This window comes from Novosphingobium ginsenosidimutans, from assembly GCF_007954425.1.
Classification (GTDB): domain Bacteria; phylum Pseudomonadota; class Alphaproteobacteria; order Sphingomonadales; family Sphingomonadaceae; genus Novosphingobium; species Novosphingobium ginsenosidimutans.
The window spans coordinates 1213629-1230171 of record NZ_CP042345.1 but is presented as its reverse complement, the minus strand read 5'-3'; the positions used below and the strand labels follow the sequence as shown (position 1 = coordinate 1230171).

At 65.0% G+C, this 16543-nt stretch carries 15 protein-coding genes; 3 read left to right on the top strand and 12 right to left on the bottom strand.

Annotation, left to right across the window (positions count from 1 at the left end):
• Position 1: 1 nt before the first annotated feature.
• The gene (locus FRF71_RS06220; RefSeq protein WP_147089744.1) at positions 2–1462 is read right to left on the bottom strand and encodes a PQQ-dependent sugar dehydrogenase; all 1461 of its coding nucleotides are present in this window, start codon (positions 1460–1462) and stop codon (positions 2–4) included.
• Positions 1463–1538: 76 nt separating this feature from the next.
• Here FRF71_RS06220 and FRF71_RS06215 point away from each other — a divergent pair, with 76 nt between their 5' ends.
• Positions 1539–2021, top strand: coding sequence for a GAF domain-containing protein (locus FRF71_RS06215; protein ID WP_147089743.1), 483 nt, complete (start codon positions 1539–1541; stop codon positions 2019–2021).
• 129 nt (positions 2022–2150) lie between these two features.
• Positions 2151–2810 carry a glycine zipper 2TM domain-containing protein gene (locus FRF71_RS06210; protein ID WP_147089742.1) on the top strand — a complete coding sequence of 220 codons (660 nt, stop codon included), beginning with the start codon at positions 2151–2153 and terminating at the stop codon, positions 2808–2810.
• Positions 2811–2994: 184 nt separating this feature from the next.
• Here the strand turns inward: FRF71_RS06210 and FRF71_RS06205 are convergent, their stop codons facing one another.
• The 10 genes from FRF71_RS06205 to FRF71_RS06160 form a co-directional block, all read right to left on the bottom strand.
• On the bottom strand, positions 2995–4149 hold the full coding sequence (locus FRF71_RS06205) for an acyl-CoA dehydrogenase family protein (protein WP_147089741.1): 1155 nt from the start codon (positions 4147–4149) through the stop codon (positions 2995–2997).
• 82 nt (positions 4150–4231) lie between these two features.
• Positions 4232–6922, bottom strand: a complete 2691-nt coding sequence (locus FRF71_RS06200) for a carboxypeptidase-like regulatory domain-containing protein (protein ID WP_147089740.1) — start codon at positions 6920–6922, stop codon at positions 4232–4234.
• A 32-nt stretch (positions 6923–6954) separates the two neighbouring features.
• Entirely contained in the window at positions 6955–7785 is an 831-nt protein-coding gene (locus tag FRF71_RS06195; protein WP_238339470.1) for a fimbrial biogenesis chaperone, read from the bottom strand.
• 202 nt (positions 7786–7987) lie between these two features.
• Positions 7988–8491 carry a DUF4402 domain-containing protein gene (locus tag FRF71_RS06190; protein WP_147089739.1) on the bottom strand — a complete coding sequence of 168 codons (504 nt, stop codon included), beginning with the start codon at positions 8489–8491 and terminating at the stop codon, positions 7988–7990.
• A gap of 189 nt (positions 8492–8680) precedes the next feature.
• The gene (locus tag FRF71_RS06185) at positions 8681–9640 is read right to left on the bottom strand and encodes a ParB/RepB/Spo0J family partition protein (RefSeq protein ID WP_147089738.1); all 960 of its coding nucleotides are present in this window, start codon (positions 9638–9640) and stop codon (positions 8681–8683) included.
• Positions 9637–10413, bottom strand: a complete 777-nt coding sequence (locus tag FRF71_RS06180; RefSeq protein WP_147089737.1) for a ParA family protein — start codon at positions 10411–10413, stop codon at positions 9637–9639. Before FRF71_RS06180 ends, FRF71_RS06185 begins: the two co-directional genes overlap by 4 nt.
• Positions 10410–11051, bottom strand: coding sequence for a 16S rRNA (guanine(527)-N(7))-methyltransferase RsmG (gene rsmG / locus FRF71_RS06175; RefSeq protein WP_147089736.1), 642 nt, complete (start codon positions 11049–11051; stop codon positions 10410–10412). Before rsmG ends, FRF71_RS06180 begins: the two co-directional genes overlap by 4 nt.
• The gene (mnmG, locus tag FRF71_RS06170) at positions 11048–12919 is read right to left on the bottom strand and encodes a tRNA uridine-5-carboxymethylaminomethyl(34) synthesis enzyme MnmG (RefSeq protein ID WP_147089735.1); all 1872 of its coding nucleotides are present in this window, start codon (positions 12917–12919) and stop codon (positions 11048–11050) included. Before mnmG ends, rsmG begins: the two co-directional genes overlap by 4 nt.
• Positions 12920–12980: 61 nt before the next feature.
• Positions 12981–14258 carry a tRNA uridine-5-carboxymethylaminomethyl(34) synthesis GTPase MnmE gene (gene mnmE / locus FRF71_RS06165; RefSeq protein WP_147089734.1) on the bottom strand — a complete coding sequence of 426 codons (1278 nt, stop codon included), beginning with the start codon at positions 14256–14258 and terminating at the stop codon, positions 12981–12983.
• 27 nt (positions 14259–14285) lie between these two features.
• Positions 14286–14543 carry a DUF6489 family protein gene (locus FRF71_RS06160; RefSeq protein WP_147089733.1) on the bottom strand — a complete coding sequence of 86 codons (258 nt, stop codon included), beginning with the start codon at positions 14541–14543 and terminating at the stop codon, positions 14286–14288.
• A 109-nt stretch (positions 14544–14652) separates the two neighbouring features.
• Between FRF71_RS06160 and FRF71_RS06155 the strand changes: the two genes are divergently transcribed.
• A complete protein-coding gene (locus FRF71_RS06155) occupies positions 14653–15351 on the top strand; it encodes a dienelactone hydrolase family protein (RefSeq protein ID WP_147089732.1) in 699 nt (232 codons plus the stop codon).
• On the opposite strand, the gene FRF71_RS06150 is transcribed toward FRF71_RS06155, so the two are convergent.
• Positions 15343–16479 (bottom strand): aspartyl/asparaginyl beta-hydroxylase domain-containing protein, encoded by a 1137-nt coding sequence (locus FRF71_RS06150; RefSeq protein WP_147089731.1) that lies wholly within the window; start codon positions 16477–16479, stop codon positions 15343–15345. The two genes, FRF71_RS06155 and FRF71_RS06150, sit on opposite strands and share 9 nt — an antisense overlap.
• Between the last annotated feature and the right edge of the window lie 64 nt (positions 16480–16543).

Here is a 16543-nt window from a genome sequence, read left to right as displayed (position 1 = left end):
CTTACTCCCCGCCCGCCTGCTTGAACCCGGCGCGGTACTGCGCTTCGAGATTGCCATCGAGCTCGCGCTGCGCCGGCATCCGCGCCGTCACCACCGGGCGCACGGCTGGACCCGCTGCCGCGCCTGGCGCCGAAACGCGCCAGACGATCCCGGCAGTGTCGTCAGTCACCAGCAGCGCGCCGGTCTTGTCGAAGGCCACCCAGGTCGGGCGACCGCGAGTTTCCTTCTTGCCGCTGAGAAAGCCGGTGAGAACCGGGATCGGCTTGCCCTGCGGGTTGCCGTTGGCATCAAAGGCCACGAAGACCACGTCATAGCCGGTCAGCGGCTCGCGGTTCCACGAGCCATGGCGGGCGATAAAGGCGCCGTTCGTGAAATTGGCCCCCATCTTCTCACCGCCGCGCAAGAAGGCCAGGCCCAGCGGCGCCATGTGCGCACCCAGGCCATATTCGGGCTTGCGGACATATTCATCGATGAATTCCGGCGGCAGGCCGACCACGCGGTCATCGTCGTACTTCTTCCAGTAAATCCACGGCCAGCCATAGTGCGCGCCGACCGGCACGTTGGTCAGGTAATCCGGCACAAGATCGGGCCCGAGCATGTCGCGCTCGTTGACGACGGTCCAGAGTTCGCCGGTCGAGGGGTTCCAGTCTAGGCCGTTGGCATTACGCAGGCCCTGGGCATATTGGCGCGCCCGCCCCGTCTTCAGGTCCAGTTCCCAGATCGCCGCGCGGCCCTGTTCGATTTCGAAGCCCTTCTCCGCGATGTTGGAGGCAGAGCCCACCGCGACATAGAGCTTCGCGCCGTCGGCGCTCAGCACCAGGTTGCGCATCCAGTGATTGCCGGAGGGCGGCAGGTCCATCAGCTTCTTGGGTGCACCCGTCAGGGCGGTTTCGCCCAGCTGATAGGGGAACGACAGCACTGCATCGTGGTTGGCGACATAGAGTGTACCCTCGCGCCAGCCGAGACCCGAGGGCGAAGCAAGGCCGTTGCCCTGGCGCAGGACGTGACGCTCCTCGGCCTTCCCGTCGCCATCGGCATCGCGCAGCAGCACCAAGCGATCGGGCGAGCCTTGCTGTGCGCCCGCGCCGCCCATCAGGAACTTGGCTACCAGCGCCTCAAGCCCACTACCAAGATTGCCCTTGGGCGCATCGGCTTCCGCCGCAATGACATCGCCGTTGGGCAGGACCAGAATCACGCGCGGATGCTGAAGCCCCTCGGCAAAGCGGTTGACCGTCAGGCCCTTGGCGGCGACCGGTGCTTCATTGGCCGCCCAGCCCACCGGCTCGGCAATGCGGATCGAAGGGAACCGCTCAACATCGGGTTCGACAATCAGCGGATCGCGGCCGGACAGCTCATCCGGCGTATGCTTGGCCGGAGTTGGCCGGGTCAGCACATAGCCGAGACCGAGGATAACGACGAGGACGGCGAGGCTGCCGAGCAGCCATTTGCGGGTTCTGGACATGGCAAACTGATAAGCGGGCTGGCGCGTGTGGACAATGGACCTTTTGACCGGGACGTCTTTCGCCTAAGGCGGGGCCATGTTTGCCTTTGCCCCCGACCCGAACCAGCCCAAGCCCGAACTCTATGCCGATCTGATCGCAGCGGCGCGCGCACTGGTTCACGATGAGCCGGACGGCGTTGCCAACATGGCGAACCTGGCCGCTCTGATCTGGCAGTTCCTGCCGCGGCTCAATTGGGCCGGATTCTATCGCACGGTCGATGGCAACCTTGTGCTGGGTCCGTTCCAGGGCAAGACCGCCTGCATCCGGATCGCCGCGGGTCAGGGGGTGTGCGGGACTGCGCTGGCCACGGGTGAAACCCAGCTGGTGCCCGATGTCAACGCCTTCCCCGGACATATCGCCTGCGATGCGGACAGCCGCTCGGAACTGGTCGTGCCGGTCTGGCGGGATGGCCAGGTGATCGCCGTGATCGATCTCGACAGTCCCGAGCCGGCGCGGTTCGATGCCGAGGATGCCGCCGGGATCGAGGCGCTGGCCGCAGCGATCGCCCCGGCCATCTGAGCGGCAGGGCCTGCTCCGAAACGGGACAGGCCAGTTACAAAGCGCTTGGTCAGCTTGGTTTTCCGCGCCGCGCGATGCTAAACTCCGGATTAAGGCTGGGAATCGTTCCAGCATGACAGGGGTTTGCCGATGTCACCGCGTGGACAGGCGCTGCAACTCGTTCTCGCTGCCGGTCTGACCGGCCTGGCTGCGCCTGCCCTGGCGGCCGATCAGCCCGCCCCGCTGCCACCGATGCCGGCTGGTTCCCAAGTTATGCCGGTGGGGCAAGCCGGTCCGGAGCGGGCCGCCTGGGAGGAAGCCCGCGCAGACTGGCTGGCCGAATGCCGGCAGCGCTTCGACGGGACCGGAAAGTTGACCGGTGGCGTGGTTGGCGGACTGGTCGGCGGGGTCGCCGGCAGTGCGATTGCCGGCCGGGGCAATCGGACCCTGGGCGCCGTTGTCGGCGGGGTGGCTGGCGCCGTCGCCGGCGCGGCGATCGGCGATTCGTCCGACCGCCGCCGTGCGGGCGATTACTGCGAAAGCTACCTTGATCGCTACATGGCGAGCTATAGTTCTGGATACGGCAGCAATGGCTACGGACACCCGTTCGGCCAAATGACCTATGGCTATGCCATGCAGCCGATGATGGTCTTGGTGCCGGTGGCCATGACAAGCGTGGCCGCACCGGTCGCGCCGCAGGAGAACTGCACCGAGACCGAGGTGATCGAAGAGTGGGTGCCCGCCGCTCGCCCGGCCAAGCGCTATATTCCGCGCCGCAGCCTGCCGGACAAGCGCCTGCCGCTCAAGTGAGCGTCATCCGGGGCTGGACCCGGGACGGCCAGCCTCCAAAAGTCGCCTTCCTACACCCGCCGCGGCCTGTCATCCGGGAACGGCTGCGCCATGCGCGCAAGCCGCTCATTGCCAACGGCAGATCCGGCCGGCCCGGACGCGGTTTGGTGTGACCTTTGCGTGACCTTTCGATCCGCCAGAGGCGCTACAGCTTGCGGCCGATCAGCTCCTTCATGATTTCGTTGGTGCCGCCGAAGATCCGGGTGACGCGGGCTCCGCGCCACATCCGGGCAATCGGGTACTCGTTCATGTAGCCGGCGCCGCCGAACAGCTGCAGGCACTTGTCCATCACTTCCCACTGCAGATCGGTATGCCACAGCTTGGCCGCAGCGCCCTCTTCCGGGGTCAGTTCCTTGCGGAGATGACGGGCCAGCGCCCAGTCGAGGTGCGCCCAGCCAACCTGCAGCTTGGCCTTGAGGTCGGCCAGCACGAAGCGCGAGTTCTGGAAGTCGAGGATCGGCTTGCCGAAGGCCTTGCGGTCACGGGTATACTCGACCGTCATGTCGAAGGCGCGCTGCGAACCCGCCATGGCCGAAACGGCGATCGACAGGCGTTCCTGCGGTAGTTCGCTCATCAGGTAGATGAAGCCCATCCCTTCCTGCCCCAGGCAGTTGGTGATCGGCACGCGCACGTCTTCGAAGAACAGCTCCGAGGTATCGGCTTCATCTTGGCCGATCTTGTCGAGATTGCGACCGCGTTTGAAGCCTTCGCGATCAGCTTCGACCAGGACGATCGAAACGCCCTTGTAAGCCGGCTGGATCTCGGTGTCGGTCTTGCAGCAGACCAGGATCAGGTCGGCGTTCTGGCCATTGGTGATGTAGGTCTTCGACCCGTTGATCACGTAATGGTTGCCGTCCTTCTTGGCCGTGGTGCGCATGCCCTGAAGGTCGGAGCCGGTGCCAGGCTCGGTCATGGCGATCGCGGTGATCACTTCGCCCGAAACCAGCTTGGGCAGCCAGTGGCGCTTCTGCTCTTCCGAACCGTAGTTGACGATGTAGCTGACCACGATGTCGGACTGGAGCGAGAAGCCGGTGGTGACTCCACCGTAATAGGCCGCCTCCTCGTCAACGATCGCGTTGTAGCCAAAATCAAGGCCGAGGCCGCCGTACTCCTCGGGCACAGTCGGGCAGAGCAGACCAAGTTCACCCGCCTTGGGCCAGATCGACTTTGGGACAATGCCATCCTCGGCCCATTGGGCGCCGTGGGGTGCGATCTCTTCCTGCATGAAGCGGCGCACTGTCTGGCGGAACGCCTCGTGGTCTTCGGTGTAGGCAGTGCGGGCAAGCGAATCGAGCGACATGGGGTTTCCCTCTGGCTGACTTGAATTGGCCAGAGATTTGACGCTGCCCCGCGCGCCGGTCAACCGCTATTTAATCGAACGATTAATGCGCCACCGCGACCTGGGTGGTTACCAGCGGCTGCAGCCGAATGCGGCCCAGCCGCAGCGATGGATTGGTCCGGTCAATCCGCACAACCACACCAAGGTCTGCCCTCACACCCAATGCCGCTGCGCTCGCTGCGCCGATCCGCAGTCGGTAGTCGCCATAGGGGACCGTATCGAACAGCACGTAGCCATCGAAATCGCTCTGCACCTGGCGCATCACATGGCCCGCGGCATCGGTCAGTTCGAGCACAACGCCCTCACGCGGCTCCCCATCCGGGCCAAGCAGCAGCGCCTCAAGCTCGCCCGTCGGAGCAAGCGGCAGGCTGACCTTGGCTGTCACACCGGGACGCGGCACCACGACCACGCCCTGGCCCTTGGGTTGGAGCAACGGATCCGGCAGCGTCCCGGCATCGATCGAGACCAGCACCGGGACATAGGGCGTAAGGCCATCGATCACGGCGCGGCCAGCCTTGTTGGTCGGCGTGTCGGTATGGCGGAAGCCGGCCTCGGCTGCGACGCCTTCGACCAAACCTTCGCCTGCCTGGCGGAAGCCATCGCCGTTCTCGTCACGGAACACTTCGACCGCAGCCTGCCCAGATTCGGCCAGGCGCTGGCGCGACATCCGCCAGCCGCCGTCGACCGGGTCCGGCCCCAGGCTGAAGCCGAGCGTCAGCCCCAGAGTCAGACGGCCACGGGTATCGAGCCGACCTTCGGTGCGCAGGGCAAAGCGATCGAATTGGCGGACCCATCCCAACATGACCTCGTCGCGGCGCGCGGTGGCATCGTGCTCATAGCCGAGCCGCAGGGTCGAACTCTGCCCAATCCCGGCTTCAGCGACCGCCTGGGCGTTTTCCAGCCCGCGGTGCTGGCCATCAAGCCCAAACCGCGCCGCACCGCGCAGCCGCACCGGCCCGATGGCGGTGTTGGCAATCAGGTTCAGCTTGGTACCCAGGTCCTCACCCGCCAGCACCGGTGCCGGGCCACGTGCCGTGCGGCGCGACAGTTCAGTGGTCAGCGAGGTGCGTTTCAGTTGAAGCGCCGAGCGGATTAACCATTCCGTAACTTTTGCCCCCGTTTTGGTCTGGAAATGACGAATTCCGGTCTCGACCGGCAAGCGCCAGGTCCCCAGTTTGACTGCCGTACTTAAACGCAGGCCATATTCGCGGCGCTGCTGGGCCTCAACAAGCTCGCTTTCGAAGTCACCGTCGACCCATAGGGCCTCGGCGTCATAGCGGATCGCGCCGAGACGCCCGAGCGCCTTGGCCTGGAAGGCTCGGCCCGCACCAAGCTGCTGCGCACCGCTCACTTCGAGCAGCATGCGACCCAGCGCGCGCTGGACGGTCCCTTCGATGTAATGGCGGCGGCGGCCGGCAAACATCACGCTCTGATATTCGACGCCTGCCGTGGTTCGTCGATCGATCCCGCGTTCGACGCCAACGCCCCAGCGCCAGCCGGTGTTGGGATCGTTGAAGGTCTTCGAAAGATCGATCAGGTCGCGGCCTGCATCGACAACGCCGGCCCAGTACCAGGTCTTGCCGGCCGGAAGGCTCTCAATGCCAACTGGCGCGCTGGATCGTTCACGCTTGATCTGGCCTTGCGGGCCATAGAGCACGACTTCGAAGTCGTTCTCGCCCCAGAGCAGCTCGATATCGTCAAACCGATAGCGGCCATCGCCGCGATCGGCTTGGTAGGCCCGCAGCTCCCCATTGCGATAGAGTTCGGCGTCCCAGCCGGCTGGCAGGGTACCGCTCAGCGAGGTCACCCCGAACCGGCCGGGACGGTTGAGCGGGCGGTTGGATACAAAGGCACCACGACCGTACCCGGTCTGGGCCGTAAGCGCACCGCGCAGCGATTCCACGTCGCCAAGGGCAATCTGCGTAGCCTTGAGCGGCCCGAGCAGTTCAGCCGAGGGATCGTTGCGGAACAACTTGAGACGAAGCGAATCCGCCCCATTGTCTGTGCTGCCAGCCAGGCGCGCCGTGTAGCTTAGCCCCAGTGCCTCGCCCGAGGCCAGCGCCTCGAACTGGGCGCGCGCACCCATGTTGCGGGTCCACTGGCCCTGGATCTGGACATCAATCGAGGGCGTGCGCCAGCTCTGATAGGGAGTCTGGGCTTGCGGCAGCTTGGATAGGTCGAATTCGGCAAACCGGGGTGCACGAAGTCGCGCGGCGCGACTTTTGCGTTCGATCGCCTCGAGGATCGGCAGCTTGCGATCAGATTCGAGCACCACCGCGAGATTGGACAGGTCCGCGCGGAACCTTACGCCCATCCAGCCGGACAGCGCCTTGAGGTCGATGCACCAACCCTCGGGCGTATCGTGGATCGCTTCCGCAGCGATCGCACGGTTTCCGTTCATGTTTTGTACCGAGTTTGAATCGCGATCGAGGGTGAAGCGCTGGTCCTCCGCGAACAGCCAGCCGGTTGCGCGGCGCGACTTCTTGTCAAGTCGCACCGGCAAGTCGAGCGCTTGGATCAGGTCGGCAAAGTCGACGCAGACGCCGGCTGGCGTCTGATAGCCGCGCAGCGGCTCACCGAGGCGGTACTGGCCGCTGCGCAATTCCAGCAGCAACGAATCGTCCTCGTTCGCGCTCCACGCCTGGGCGTGGGCCGGACCTCCCGCACCAACAACGCCGAAAGCCGCCCCGATCAAGGCGGCCAAGTGGCGCAGTTGTGGGCGGTTGCCCGTCATGACGTCAGCTTTCGTCTTCCCGGAGTGATGGGCTAGCGAACGGTCGAGGTGACTTCGGCGATCAGTTGTCCGCCGTTTTCCGGAAGTTCGCGGTATTCAATGCGAATCGGCCCGGTCAGCTTGGCGGCCTGCTCGGCGGTCAGCGGCACCTTGATCGTGCGGCCCTGGACCTCGGGGTAGATCGCGACACCCTTGATCTGAAACACCTGTTCGCCGCCGCGCTTGCCCAGGATCTCGCCATAAACGGAACGCTGGCCAGTACGCCGCATATCAAGCTCGAGCCACTTGGAGGTGTCATTACCGCCAAGCCTTGGGTTGGCGATCGTTGCAGCGGCCTCGAGCCGGCCCTTGCGGACGAAGACGGGGATAGTGATGCCGTAGACCGGTGTGAGCCGGATCGCGAGCTGGCCTGCCGCCGCCTGCTCTTGCGCGACTTCAGGCGAAAGTGCCGGCGGCACGGCGCGGAAGCTCATGTGGACGCGGTATTCGCCATCAGGCAGTTCAGGCGCAGGCCGCGCGCTCAGGCGAATCGCCTGGGGCTGGCCAGGCAAAAGCGTGATCCGCTTGGGCGCATAACGCAGCATTTCCAACGCCGCCTTTTCAGTCGCGTTGGCTTCCGCTTCGGTCACATCGGTAAAGTCGCCATCGGGCTCCATTCGGCGCAACTCGACGCCGATGCGATAGGTGGCGGCCTGGTTGCCGATATTGCTCAGCACCACTTCCGCATTGCCGGCGCCATTGATGATCACGCGGGTTGGCGCGACCAGCAAATCCCCCTGCGCGACCGCCGGGGCCGGAGCAAGCAGGATTGGCAAGGCACTGAGGGCAATGGCGAAACGGCGGACAGAAGCAGAAAACGGCATTGGCTGCGGACCCCTGGCAGATGCAAATCCTTGCCGAGGTCCTGCAAAGGGACCTGCGGCATCTGCTTAGGTCTAGGCAAACAGGGTTAATTTCTCGCTAAGCATAACAGGTCTGTTGCAAACCAAAGGACCGCACCCGCCGTGGCGGATGCGGCCCATGGTCTCCCCACGACTGCCAACAGGCAGGCGGGTTGGCTTTCGCTTACTGGTATTCGACCGAGACGCTAAAGGTGCCGTTGTAGACACCAGCCACCTGGCCCGAAGCAACGGTCAGCGTGCCGCCAACAGCGAAATTCGCCGAACCCGTGCCGCCGAGCTGGAAAGCGCCAGCCGGGTTGCTGTTGAAGCCGCCGATCGCCATCGTTTCGGTGCCGCCCGAACGGGTCAGCGTCGCCGAAGCCGGCAGGGTCAGAACGACATTGGCGTTCGGCGTGCCGGTGACGGTGAACCCGGCCGGAGCGCGGGTGCCGGTCGAAACCAGGGTGCCGCTCGAAGCGGTGGTCGAATCAGCGTTGACGGTAACGGTGCCACCGGTGTTGGCAGCGATCTGGCCGAAGTTCAGCGCCGAATTGGCAGTGAGCGTCAGCGTGCTGAGGACTTCGGCCGAAGCATTGGCAGTGGCCGAAGTGGCGGCCGAAGCGGCCGAAGCAAACGAAACAGCGCTGAGAGCGGCGCCGACGAGAGCGATACGGAACGTATTGCGCATGATAACTCTGATCCCTTCCAAGCAGTCTAACCTGCAGCGCGAATGCGCCGCCCGAATGGACGGTTGGCCCCCATTCGCAGCGATGCTTGTAGTTTCACGGAGTTGTGGGATTACTTTTGGTTATGGTTAACCAATCAGGGCCGGGCGTTAACATCTGGCTCCGGGGAAACCCGCAATTTCGTCAGAAGCTTAGATTCCCCCGCCGGTCAGGCGCTGGCAGATCAGGTCGAGCTGGTCGAGCGTCCGGTAGCGGATGGTTACCGCCCCCGAACGCGGATCGGCATCGGCATTGATTCGGACCGATAAACCAAGGAACTCTTCGAGGTGCGCCTGGACGGCGGCAATGTCGGCCGAATTGGCATTGTCGCGTTCACTCCGCGCGCGGCGCTGGGTGGCGGGCGCATCCTTGCGCCGGACCAGCCGCTCGACTTCGCGGACGGACAGTTGTCTGGCAACAGCCTGCGCGGCGAGCTCAGCGGCATTTTCGACCCCGATCAGCGCCCGGGCATGACCCATCGACAGCCTGCCCAGCTCAACCAGCGCGATCACGCTTTCGGGCAGACCCAGCAGGCGCTGGAGGTTGGCAACGTGGCTGCGGCTCTTGTCGACCAGTTTGGCGATCTCCGCCTGGGTCAGCCCCTCGTCCTCGGCCAGACTGTGGTATGCGCGCGCTTCTTCGATCGGGTTGAGATCCTCGCGCTGGAGGTTTTCGATCAGCGCCAGCGCGGTAACCTCGCGCTCATCCAGATCGCGGACAATTGCTGGAATTTCATGGAGTTGCGCACGCTGGGCAGCCCGCCAGCGGCGCTCACCCGCAACCAGGCGCCACTTTCCCGCACCATGCGGGGTCACGATCACCGGTTGGATCACCCCGCGCGCCGCGATCGATGCGGCAAGTTCAGCCAAAGCGGCCTCGTCAAAATGGCGCCGCGGCTGGCCGGGGTGGGGAACGATGGCGGCAACCGGCAGCAGCGCCAGGCCATCCTTTGGTGCGGCTCCGCCAGTAGCGCTCGCGAGCGTGGCCGGGTTGACCAAGGGTTCCTCACGCCGCGTTTCCCCGAGCAAGGCACCCAGCCCGCGGCCAAGAGCCAAAGGCTTCTTCTTGGCGGGCGCCTGCGGCGCGGTGCCAGTGGTGTTATCGTCGCTCATGCGGCTTTCCTCGATTCGGGCAGGCGGCCAATCAGTTCACGGGCAAGCGCGATATAGGCGCGGCTGCCGGCGCAGGAATGATCATAGACGAGGGCCGGCAGTCCGTGGCTGGGCGCCTCCGAAAGCCGCACATTGCGCGGAATCACCGATTCGAACACCAGCGGACCCAGGCATGATCGGACGTCGTCCGCGACCTGATCCGTCAAGCGGTTGCGGCGGTCAAACATGGTGAGCGCCACACCGATGATCCCGAGATCGGGATTGAAGCGCTGTTGCACGCGCTCCACTGTCTGCAGCAGCTGGCTAAGCCCTTCGAGCGCGAAAAACTCGCATTGCAGCGGGACCAGCAGCGTATCGGCGGCGCAAAGCGCGTTGAGCGTCAACAAGCCCAGCGACGGCGGGCAATCGATCAGGCAGATTTCGTGCCCGGTATCGGCCGACAATGCCTTGGCGAGACGTTCCGTGCGATTTTCGACTGAAACCAGCTCAACCTCGGCGCCTGAGAGGTCCACCGTGGCCGGGACGATGTCGAGCCCTGGGATTCTTGTTGAGGAAACACACTCGCTGAGCGGCATCTGATCGACCAGCAGGTCATAGGTCGAGCGTTCGCGATCGTTGGTGCCGATGCCGATTCCGGTTGAGGCATTGCCTTGGGGATCGAGATCAATCAGCAGGACTTTCCACCCCGTCGCCGCCAGCGCGGTCGCCAAGTTGATCGCCGTGGTGGTCTTGCCCACCCCGCCCTTCTGGTTGGCGATCGCCATGCGGATCACGGTTTTTTCCCCTTTTTGCCGAGCAACTGGCCGATAATGACCCCGGCCTCGGGATCGGTCAGCGACTGTTCCACGTGAAACAGGTGATTCCACCCCTCCAGTTCTGACAGTTCCTGCTGCGCCGAACGACCCTTCGGCAACAGGTAGAGCGTGTCCTTTGTGGAAAAGCGTGCGGAAAGGTCGAGCAATCGGACGAGTGGAGCAAAGGCCCGTGCCGAAATGACGCGAAATGCCCGCGTTTCGACTTGTTCAAGCCGGGCGCCCTCTATCCGTGCACGCTCCAGCCCCAATGCGAGTCGCGCGCGTTCAAGCCATTCGATTCGCCGCGCCCGCGATTCGACCATCACCACTTCGCAATCCGGCCGCAGTGCTGCAATCACCAGGCCGGGAAAGCCCGCCCCAGTCCCGAGATCGAGCCAGGGCGAGGATGTTTCACGTGGAACATGCGGCAGCAATTGAGCCGAATCCGCAATATGGCGGTGCCAGACCAGAGGTAGGCTCGCTGCAGCAACCAGATTCTGCCGCGCGTTCTCCTCAATGAGCAAGGCGATCAGCAGCTCGATCCGATCTGCGGCTACAGCATCCCATTCCGGCAAGGCGGCAAGCCAGGCCCGCGCTTCCTGTTCGGTGGCAATCATGCGGCGATATCGGTCCGGCGCCGGGCATGTACCAGCAGGGCCGCCAGCGCTGCGGGGGTAATCCCCGGAAGCCTACCTGCTGCCGCCAGCGTAGCGGGGCGCGCCTTGGTCAGGCGCTCAACCATCTCCCGCGAAAGCCCGGGAATCGCGGCATAAGGGAAATCATCGCCGAGCGGCAGCGCTTCGCCAGCGCGCAGATCGGCCAGTTCGCTGTCCTGCCGCGCCAGATAGGGCGCATAGGCCGCATCCTCGGCTAGCTCCGCCGCCAGTTCCCGATCGTCGTGCACGTTCTGACCCAGCCAGGGTGACAAGCCTTCGAGGTCCACTCCCCCAAATCGCAGCCAGTCGCGCAGCGGCAAGCGGCCAACGTCGGCCCGCACAGGCAGGCCGGCAGTGGCTAGCTCGTGGCCGGTCACCGTCCCATCCAAGGCCGCGCCAATTCGGGCACGGGCTTCTTCGCGCCGCGCGAACCATTCGGCGCGCTGCGGGCCGACACAGCCAGCAGCCAGTGCCAGCGGTGTCAGCCGGGTGGTGGCATTGTTGGCCCGGAGCCGCAGCCGGTATTCAGCCCGCGCAGTCAGCATGCGGTAGGGCTCGCTAACCCCATGCAGTGTGAGATCGTCGATCATAACCGCCATGTAGGAATTGGCGCGATCGAGTGCGATCGGCTGTCGGCCGAGCACGTCTGCCGCAGCCGACATCCCCGCAACCAGGCCTTGCGCGGCCGCCTCTTCGTAGCCCGTCGTCCCGTTGATCTGCCCGGCGCAGTATAGCCCGGGCAAGTCGCGCAGTTCCAGGCTGGGGCGCAAGGCGCGCGGATCGATGTGGTCATATTCCACTGCATAGCCCGGCACGACCATCTCGACCTGCTCAAGACCCTCCATAGTCCGCAGCATGGCCAGTTGGACATCGGCCGGCAGCGAGGTGGAGATGCCATTGGGATAGACCAAGTGAGTGTCCAGGCCTTCCGGCTCAAGGAAGACCTGGTGCCCGTCACGGTCACCGAAGCGGTGGATCTTGTCTTCGATCGACGGGCAGTAGCGCGGGCCCTGCGCGCCGATCGCCCCGGAAAACAGCGGTGAACGGTGCAGGTTCGCGCGGATGACGTCATGGCTGCGGACGTTGGTGCGGGTAATGGCGCAGAACACCTGCGGCAGCGCGCGCCCGGCCCCACCATGGGCAACCGGCAGCGTCGACATGGTCCAGTGATCGGAATCAGACGGCTGCTCTTCCAGCATGGCCCAATCGATTGTCCGGCCATCGAGCCGCGGTGGGGTGCCGGTCTTGAGCCGCGCCAGCGGCAGTGCCGCTTCGCGCAGCTGCACCGCAAGGCGCTGGGCCGAAGCTTCCCCAATCCGCCCGCCGACCAGGCGCTCTTCACCCCGGAACAGCACGCCGCCCAGGAACGTACCGGTGCAGAGCACCACAGCGCGGGCAGCCAGCGGCGTGCCATCGGCCAGGTCGATCCCGGTCACACGCCCACCGGGCAGCCGCAACGCCGCCGCTTCGCCCTGCACCAGCGCCAGATCGCCCTGCTGGCCTAGCAAATGCTGGACTGCTGCCTTGAACCGCTTGCGGTCGGCCTGGACCCGCGGGCCCTGCACCGCGCTGCCCTTGGAGCGATTGAGCATCCGGTAATGGATCGCCCCGGCATCGGCAGCGCGGGCAATGATCCCGTCACAGGCATCAACCTCACGAACCAGGTGACCCTTGCCCAGCCCGCCAATCGCCGGATTACAGCTCATCGCCCCGATCGCGTCGAGATCGAAACTCACCAGCGCCGTGCGCGCACCCATGCGCGCAGCCGCAGCAGCGGCTTCAACCCCGGCGTGCCCGCCGCCTACAACGATGATGTCGAATTGGTCCATGCCTGCTGCGGCCTTTAGCCGAGCGATGTTTCACGTGGAACAGATTTTGCGACCGCTTGCGTTACTTGCCGATGCAGAAGCGCCCAAACAGCGCGTCGAGCATGTCTTCGGTAGTGGTCCGGCCAAGCAAGGCGTCAAAGGACACCCGCGCCAGGCGCAGCGCCTCGGCCACCAGCAGTGGATCAGCCTCATCCTCTGCCGCTTGCAGAGCCTGAGCAGCGTCGCGCAGCAGATCGTGCTGCCGCTGGTTGAGGGCGGCTTCCCCGGGCTTGGGAAGAGCTGCGCGAGCCATTTCAACCAGATCGTCGATCAATGCTTCGATCCCCTCGCCGCTGACCGCTGAAACGCGGTGCCGCGGATGAACCTTTGCTGCACCTTGGGGACGGTCGCACTGTGCCGAAACTTCCCATGCCCCGGCTGGTCCCTCCCCTTCGGGACCAAGCCACAGGACCAGATCGGCGCGATCAAGCGCCTCGAGCGCGCGCTCGATCCCGATCGCTTCAACGACATCGTCAGTCGCGTCGTGCAACCCGGCGGTGTCGGCAAACAGGAAGGGAATCCCCGCATAGCCCACCGGCCGGGTCAGGACATCGCGGGTGGTCCCGGCAATCGGCGTGGCGATCGCTGCCTCAGATTGGACCAAAGTATTGAATAGCGTACTTTTTCCTGCATTCGGCGGACCCGCGATGACCACCCGGAAGCCTTCGCGCAGCGCCTCGGCGCGTGGCCGAGCCAGCCAGGCTGCCAGATCGCTGCGCAAGCCATCGATCCGTTGCAGAAAATCAACCGGAAGCGTGGCGACATCATCTTCGTCGGCAAAGTCCAGCACTGCCTCGACTGCGGCGGACAACCCCAGCAGGCGTTCACGCCATTCTTCAACCTGCCGGGAAAACGCACCCCCCGCCATCACCAGTGCCGATCGGCGCTGCAACTCGGTCTCGGCCGAGAGCAGGTCCGCAAGACCTTCAGCCTCGGCCAAGTCGATCCGGCCATTGGCAAAGGCCCGGCGGGTAAACTCACCTGGTTCGGCACTGCGCAGACCTGGAAGCGCTTCCAGTGCCGAAGAGACCGCTGCCACCACCGCACGGCCGCCATGGAGGTGCAGTTCCGCTGTATCCTCCCCTGTCGCGGTATTGGGTGCCGGCAACCACAGCACGAGCGCCCGATCCAGCACTGCACCCGCCGCATCGCGTAAAGTCGCAGCCACTGCGCGCCGCTCAGGCGGCAGGTGACCCGCCAGCGCCTGCAAAGCCGCGCCTGCCGCAGGGCCGCTGACCCGCACCACCGCAATCGCAGCCGGAGGCGCGCCGCTCGACAGGGCGAAGATCGTGTCAGTCATGGTGCATCAGACAGTCCCAGGCGGGAATCAGTCCTCGCTCTTCTTCTTCGCGCCGGCAGCAAAGGCAGCGCCATTTTCGACAAATTGCTGGAACAGCTTGAGGCCCATCTGCCCCATCGGCGCAATGTTCTTGGCGATGTCCTGGATCTGCTCGACGTTGCCGGCACCCTTCATCGCCTTGGAAATGGCCTCGATGTAGAATTGGTTGGCCTTACCGACATCGGGCAGGCCAAGGAACGAACGCGCCTCTTCCGGGGTACAGTCGATCTCGACGTTGATTTTCATTGTGGTCTCCTTGCCCGCGTTCCTGGTTCCCATCATCAAGCTGGCACAGGCCCTTGGCAAAGTCCATCCAGCCGACATATTGGCACCAACCCCAGCAGCGGAGATTTCCATGGCCACCAACACCCAGTTCCCCTCGCTTGACGGCGCGGCCCAGATCCCAGCCTATGCCGCCCGGCCGGCCGGCACCCCCAAGGCCGCGATCATCGTGATCCCTGAAATCTTCGGAGTGAATCCCGGGATCCAGCAGAAGTGCGAAACCTGGGCCAGCGAAGGCTATCTGGCGATCGCCCCCGATATTTTCTGGCGCTTTGCGCCGGGCGTGGAGCTCGATCCCGATGTGCCGGAGCAGATGCAGGAAGCCTTCGGCTATTTCGGCCAGTACGATCCGGACCTCGGCATTCAGGATATCGAGGCGGCGATCCACCACATTCGCCGCACGGAAGGCGTCGGCAAGGTCGGCCTGGTCGGTTACTGCCTGGGCGGACGGATGGCCTATATGGCGGCAGCGCGGACCGATATTGATGCCTCGGTCGGCTACTACGGCGTGATGATCGATCAGATGCTGGGCGAAAGCCACGCCATCGCCAACCCGCTGATGCTGCACATCCCGACCGCCGACCACTTCGTTGGGCCGGAAGCGCAGGCGGCAATCCATGCCGGGCTGGATAACCATCCCAAGGTAACGCTGCACGACTACGACGGGCTGGACCACGGCTTCGCAGCGGAAATGGGTGATCGCCGCGATGAAGCTGGCGCGCAGCTGGCGGACAGCCGGACCCGCGCCTTCCTGGCCGCCAATCTAGCCTGAGGCGTAACTGCCGATTGCCTGGAAGATCCGCGCGATCGCCGCGCGGTCTTCCTCGGGCACTTCGGGGCGCCAGATCTCGAACAGCAGGAGGACGCGGCGTTGCGGCCCGTCGTTCTTCGCCTCGTGCTCGATCGAATCGTCGAAGACCAGCGGCACGCCTGGTTCCCAGGAGCGGGTGTCGCTGCCAACGCGCAGCCAGCAGTTCGGGGCGGTGCGGATCGGAATGTGGCAGATCAACCGCGTGTTGAGCATGCCGCAATGCGGCTTGATATGGGTTCCCGGCAGCAGGCTCGACCAGTGGGCATTGGGTGAGCGACCGGGGCTGACCGGCATCGGAGCCAGTTCAAGCGCGGCCATGGTGGCGGGGCAACGGCTCGCATTGTCCTCAACCACCGCACCGTCACGCCAGAAGTAGAAGGCTGACCAATCCTTGCGTTCAAGCAGGTGGTTGGCCGGTGCGGGGCGGTCCGGGTTGTGGCGGACATAGGGATCGAAGCCCTGGTCGCCGCCAGCAATCACGTCTGCCAATTCCTGCTGCATCGCCGGGACCTGCGCCAGCATGCCATCCAGCCAGGGGAACTCCGCCGGATCGTAGAAGCGCCGCTGCGGCAAGCCGGGATAGTAGAACATCGTCGGTTGCTGCAGGAAGACCTGCCGCTTGCCGGTGAGCAGGTCGACCGCCTCGCGCATGGCGGGGCTGAGGTTCTCGCCCAGTTCGCCCAGCAGATGGCCGGTGAAGTCATCGCTGGCGCTGGCGAGATAGGCCCGCGCATGAGCCTCCAGCTGCGCCAGCTCGGGCGGGACGCGGCCATCGAAGGCCATCTGCGCCTGGGCTGTGCGGTAGAAGCTCATCGCCGCACGGGCATCGCCGGCCCGCTCGCGCAGCAGTCCTTTGAGCAGCAGTGCCCCAACATCGCGGATCGCCAGGGCCAACTGGCGGTCGATCGCTGCTTCGGCGGCGTCATTTCGGCCCAGTGCCAGTTCGGCATTGGCCAGCGCCGGCCAGGGAAAATCGGAGGGCGGTTCCGCCGCCGCAACTGAGCGCAACAGCTCAGCCGCGCGGGCATGATCGCGCGCGGCCAGGGCCTGCATTCCTTCGGCAATGATGGCGTGGCGCTCGCTGCTCATCCGGCAGGCTTAGGGCAGACTGGAACTTTGGCGCAAGTCGCGGCATTGTCGGGCGGATTGCAGG

Coding starts and splice junctions, on each gene's coding strand:
- FRF71_RS06220 (WP_147089744.1), bottom strand. CDS start 1,462: ATGTCCAGAACCCGCAAATGGCTGCTCGGCAGCCTCGCCGTCCTCGTC.
- FRF71_RS06215 (WP_147089743.1), top strand. CDS start 1,539: ATGTTTGCCTTTGCCCCCGACCCGAACCAGCCCAAGCCCGAACTCTAT.
- FRF71_RS06210 (WP_147089742.1), top strand. CDS start 2,151: ATGTCACCGCGTGGACAGGCGCTGCAACTCGTTCTCGCTGCCGGTCTG.
- FRF71_RS06205 (WP_147089741.1), bottom strand. CDS start 4,149: ATGTCGCTCGATTCGCTTGCCCGCACTGCCTACACCGAAGACCACGAG.
- FRF71_RS06200 (WP_147089740.1), bottom strand. CDS start 6,922: ATGACGGGCAACCGCCCACAACTGCGCCACTTGGCCGCCTTGATCGGG.
- FRF71_RS06195 (WP_238339470.1), bottom strand. CDS start 7,785: ATGCCGTTTTCTGCTTCTGTCCGCCGTTTCGCCATTGCCCTCAGTGCC.
- FRF71_RS06190 (WP_147089739.1), bottom strand. CDS start 8,491: ATGCGCAATACGTTCCGTATCGCTCTCGTCGGCGCCGCTCTCAGCGCT.
- FRF71_RS06185 (WP_147089738.1), bottom strand. CDS start 9,640: ATGAGCGACGATAACACCACTGGCACCGCGCCGCAGGCGCCCGCCAAG.
- rsmG (WP_147089736.1), bottom strand. CDS start 11,051: ATGATTGCCACCGAACAGGAAGCGCGGGCCTGGCTTGCCGCCTTGCCG.
- mnmG (WP_147089735.1), bottom strand. CDS start 12,919: ATGGACCAATTCGACATCATCGTTGTAGGCGGCGGGCACGCCGGGGTT.
- mnmE (WP_147089734.1), bottom strand. CDS start 14,258: ATGACTGACACGATCTTCGCCCTGTCGAGCGGCGCGCCTCCGGCTGCG.
- FRF71_RS06160 (WP_147089733.1), bottom strand. CDS start 14,543: ATGAAAATCAACGTCGAGATCGACTGTACCCCGGAAGAGGCGCGTTCG.
- FRF71_RS06155 (WP_147089732.1), top strand. CDS start 14,653: ATGGCCACCAACACCCAGTTCCCCTCGCTTGACGGCGCGGCCCAGATC.
- FRF71_RS06150 (WP_147089731.1), bottom strand. CDS start 16,479: ATGAGCAGCGAGCGCCACGCCATCATTGCCGAAGGAATGCAGGCCCTG.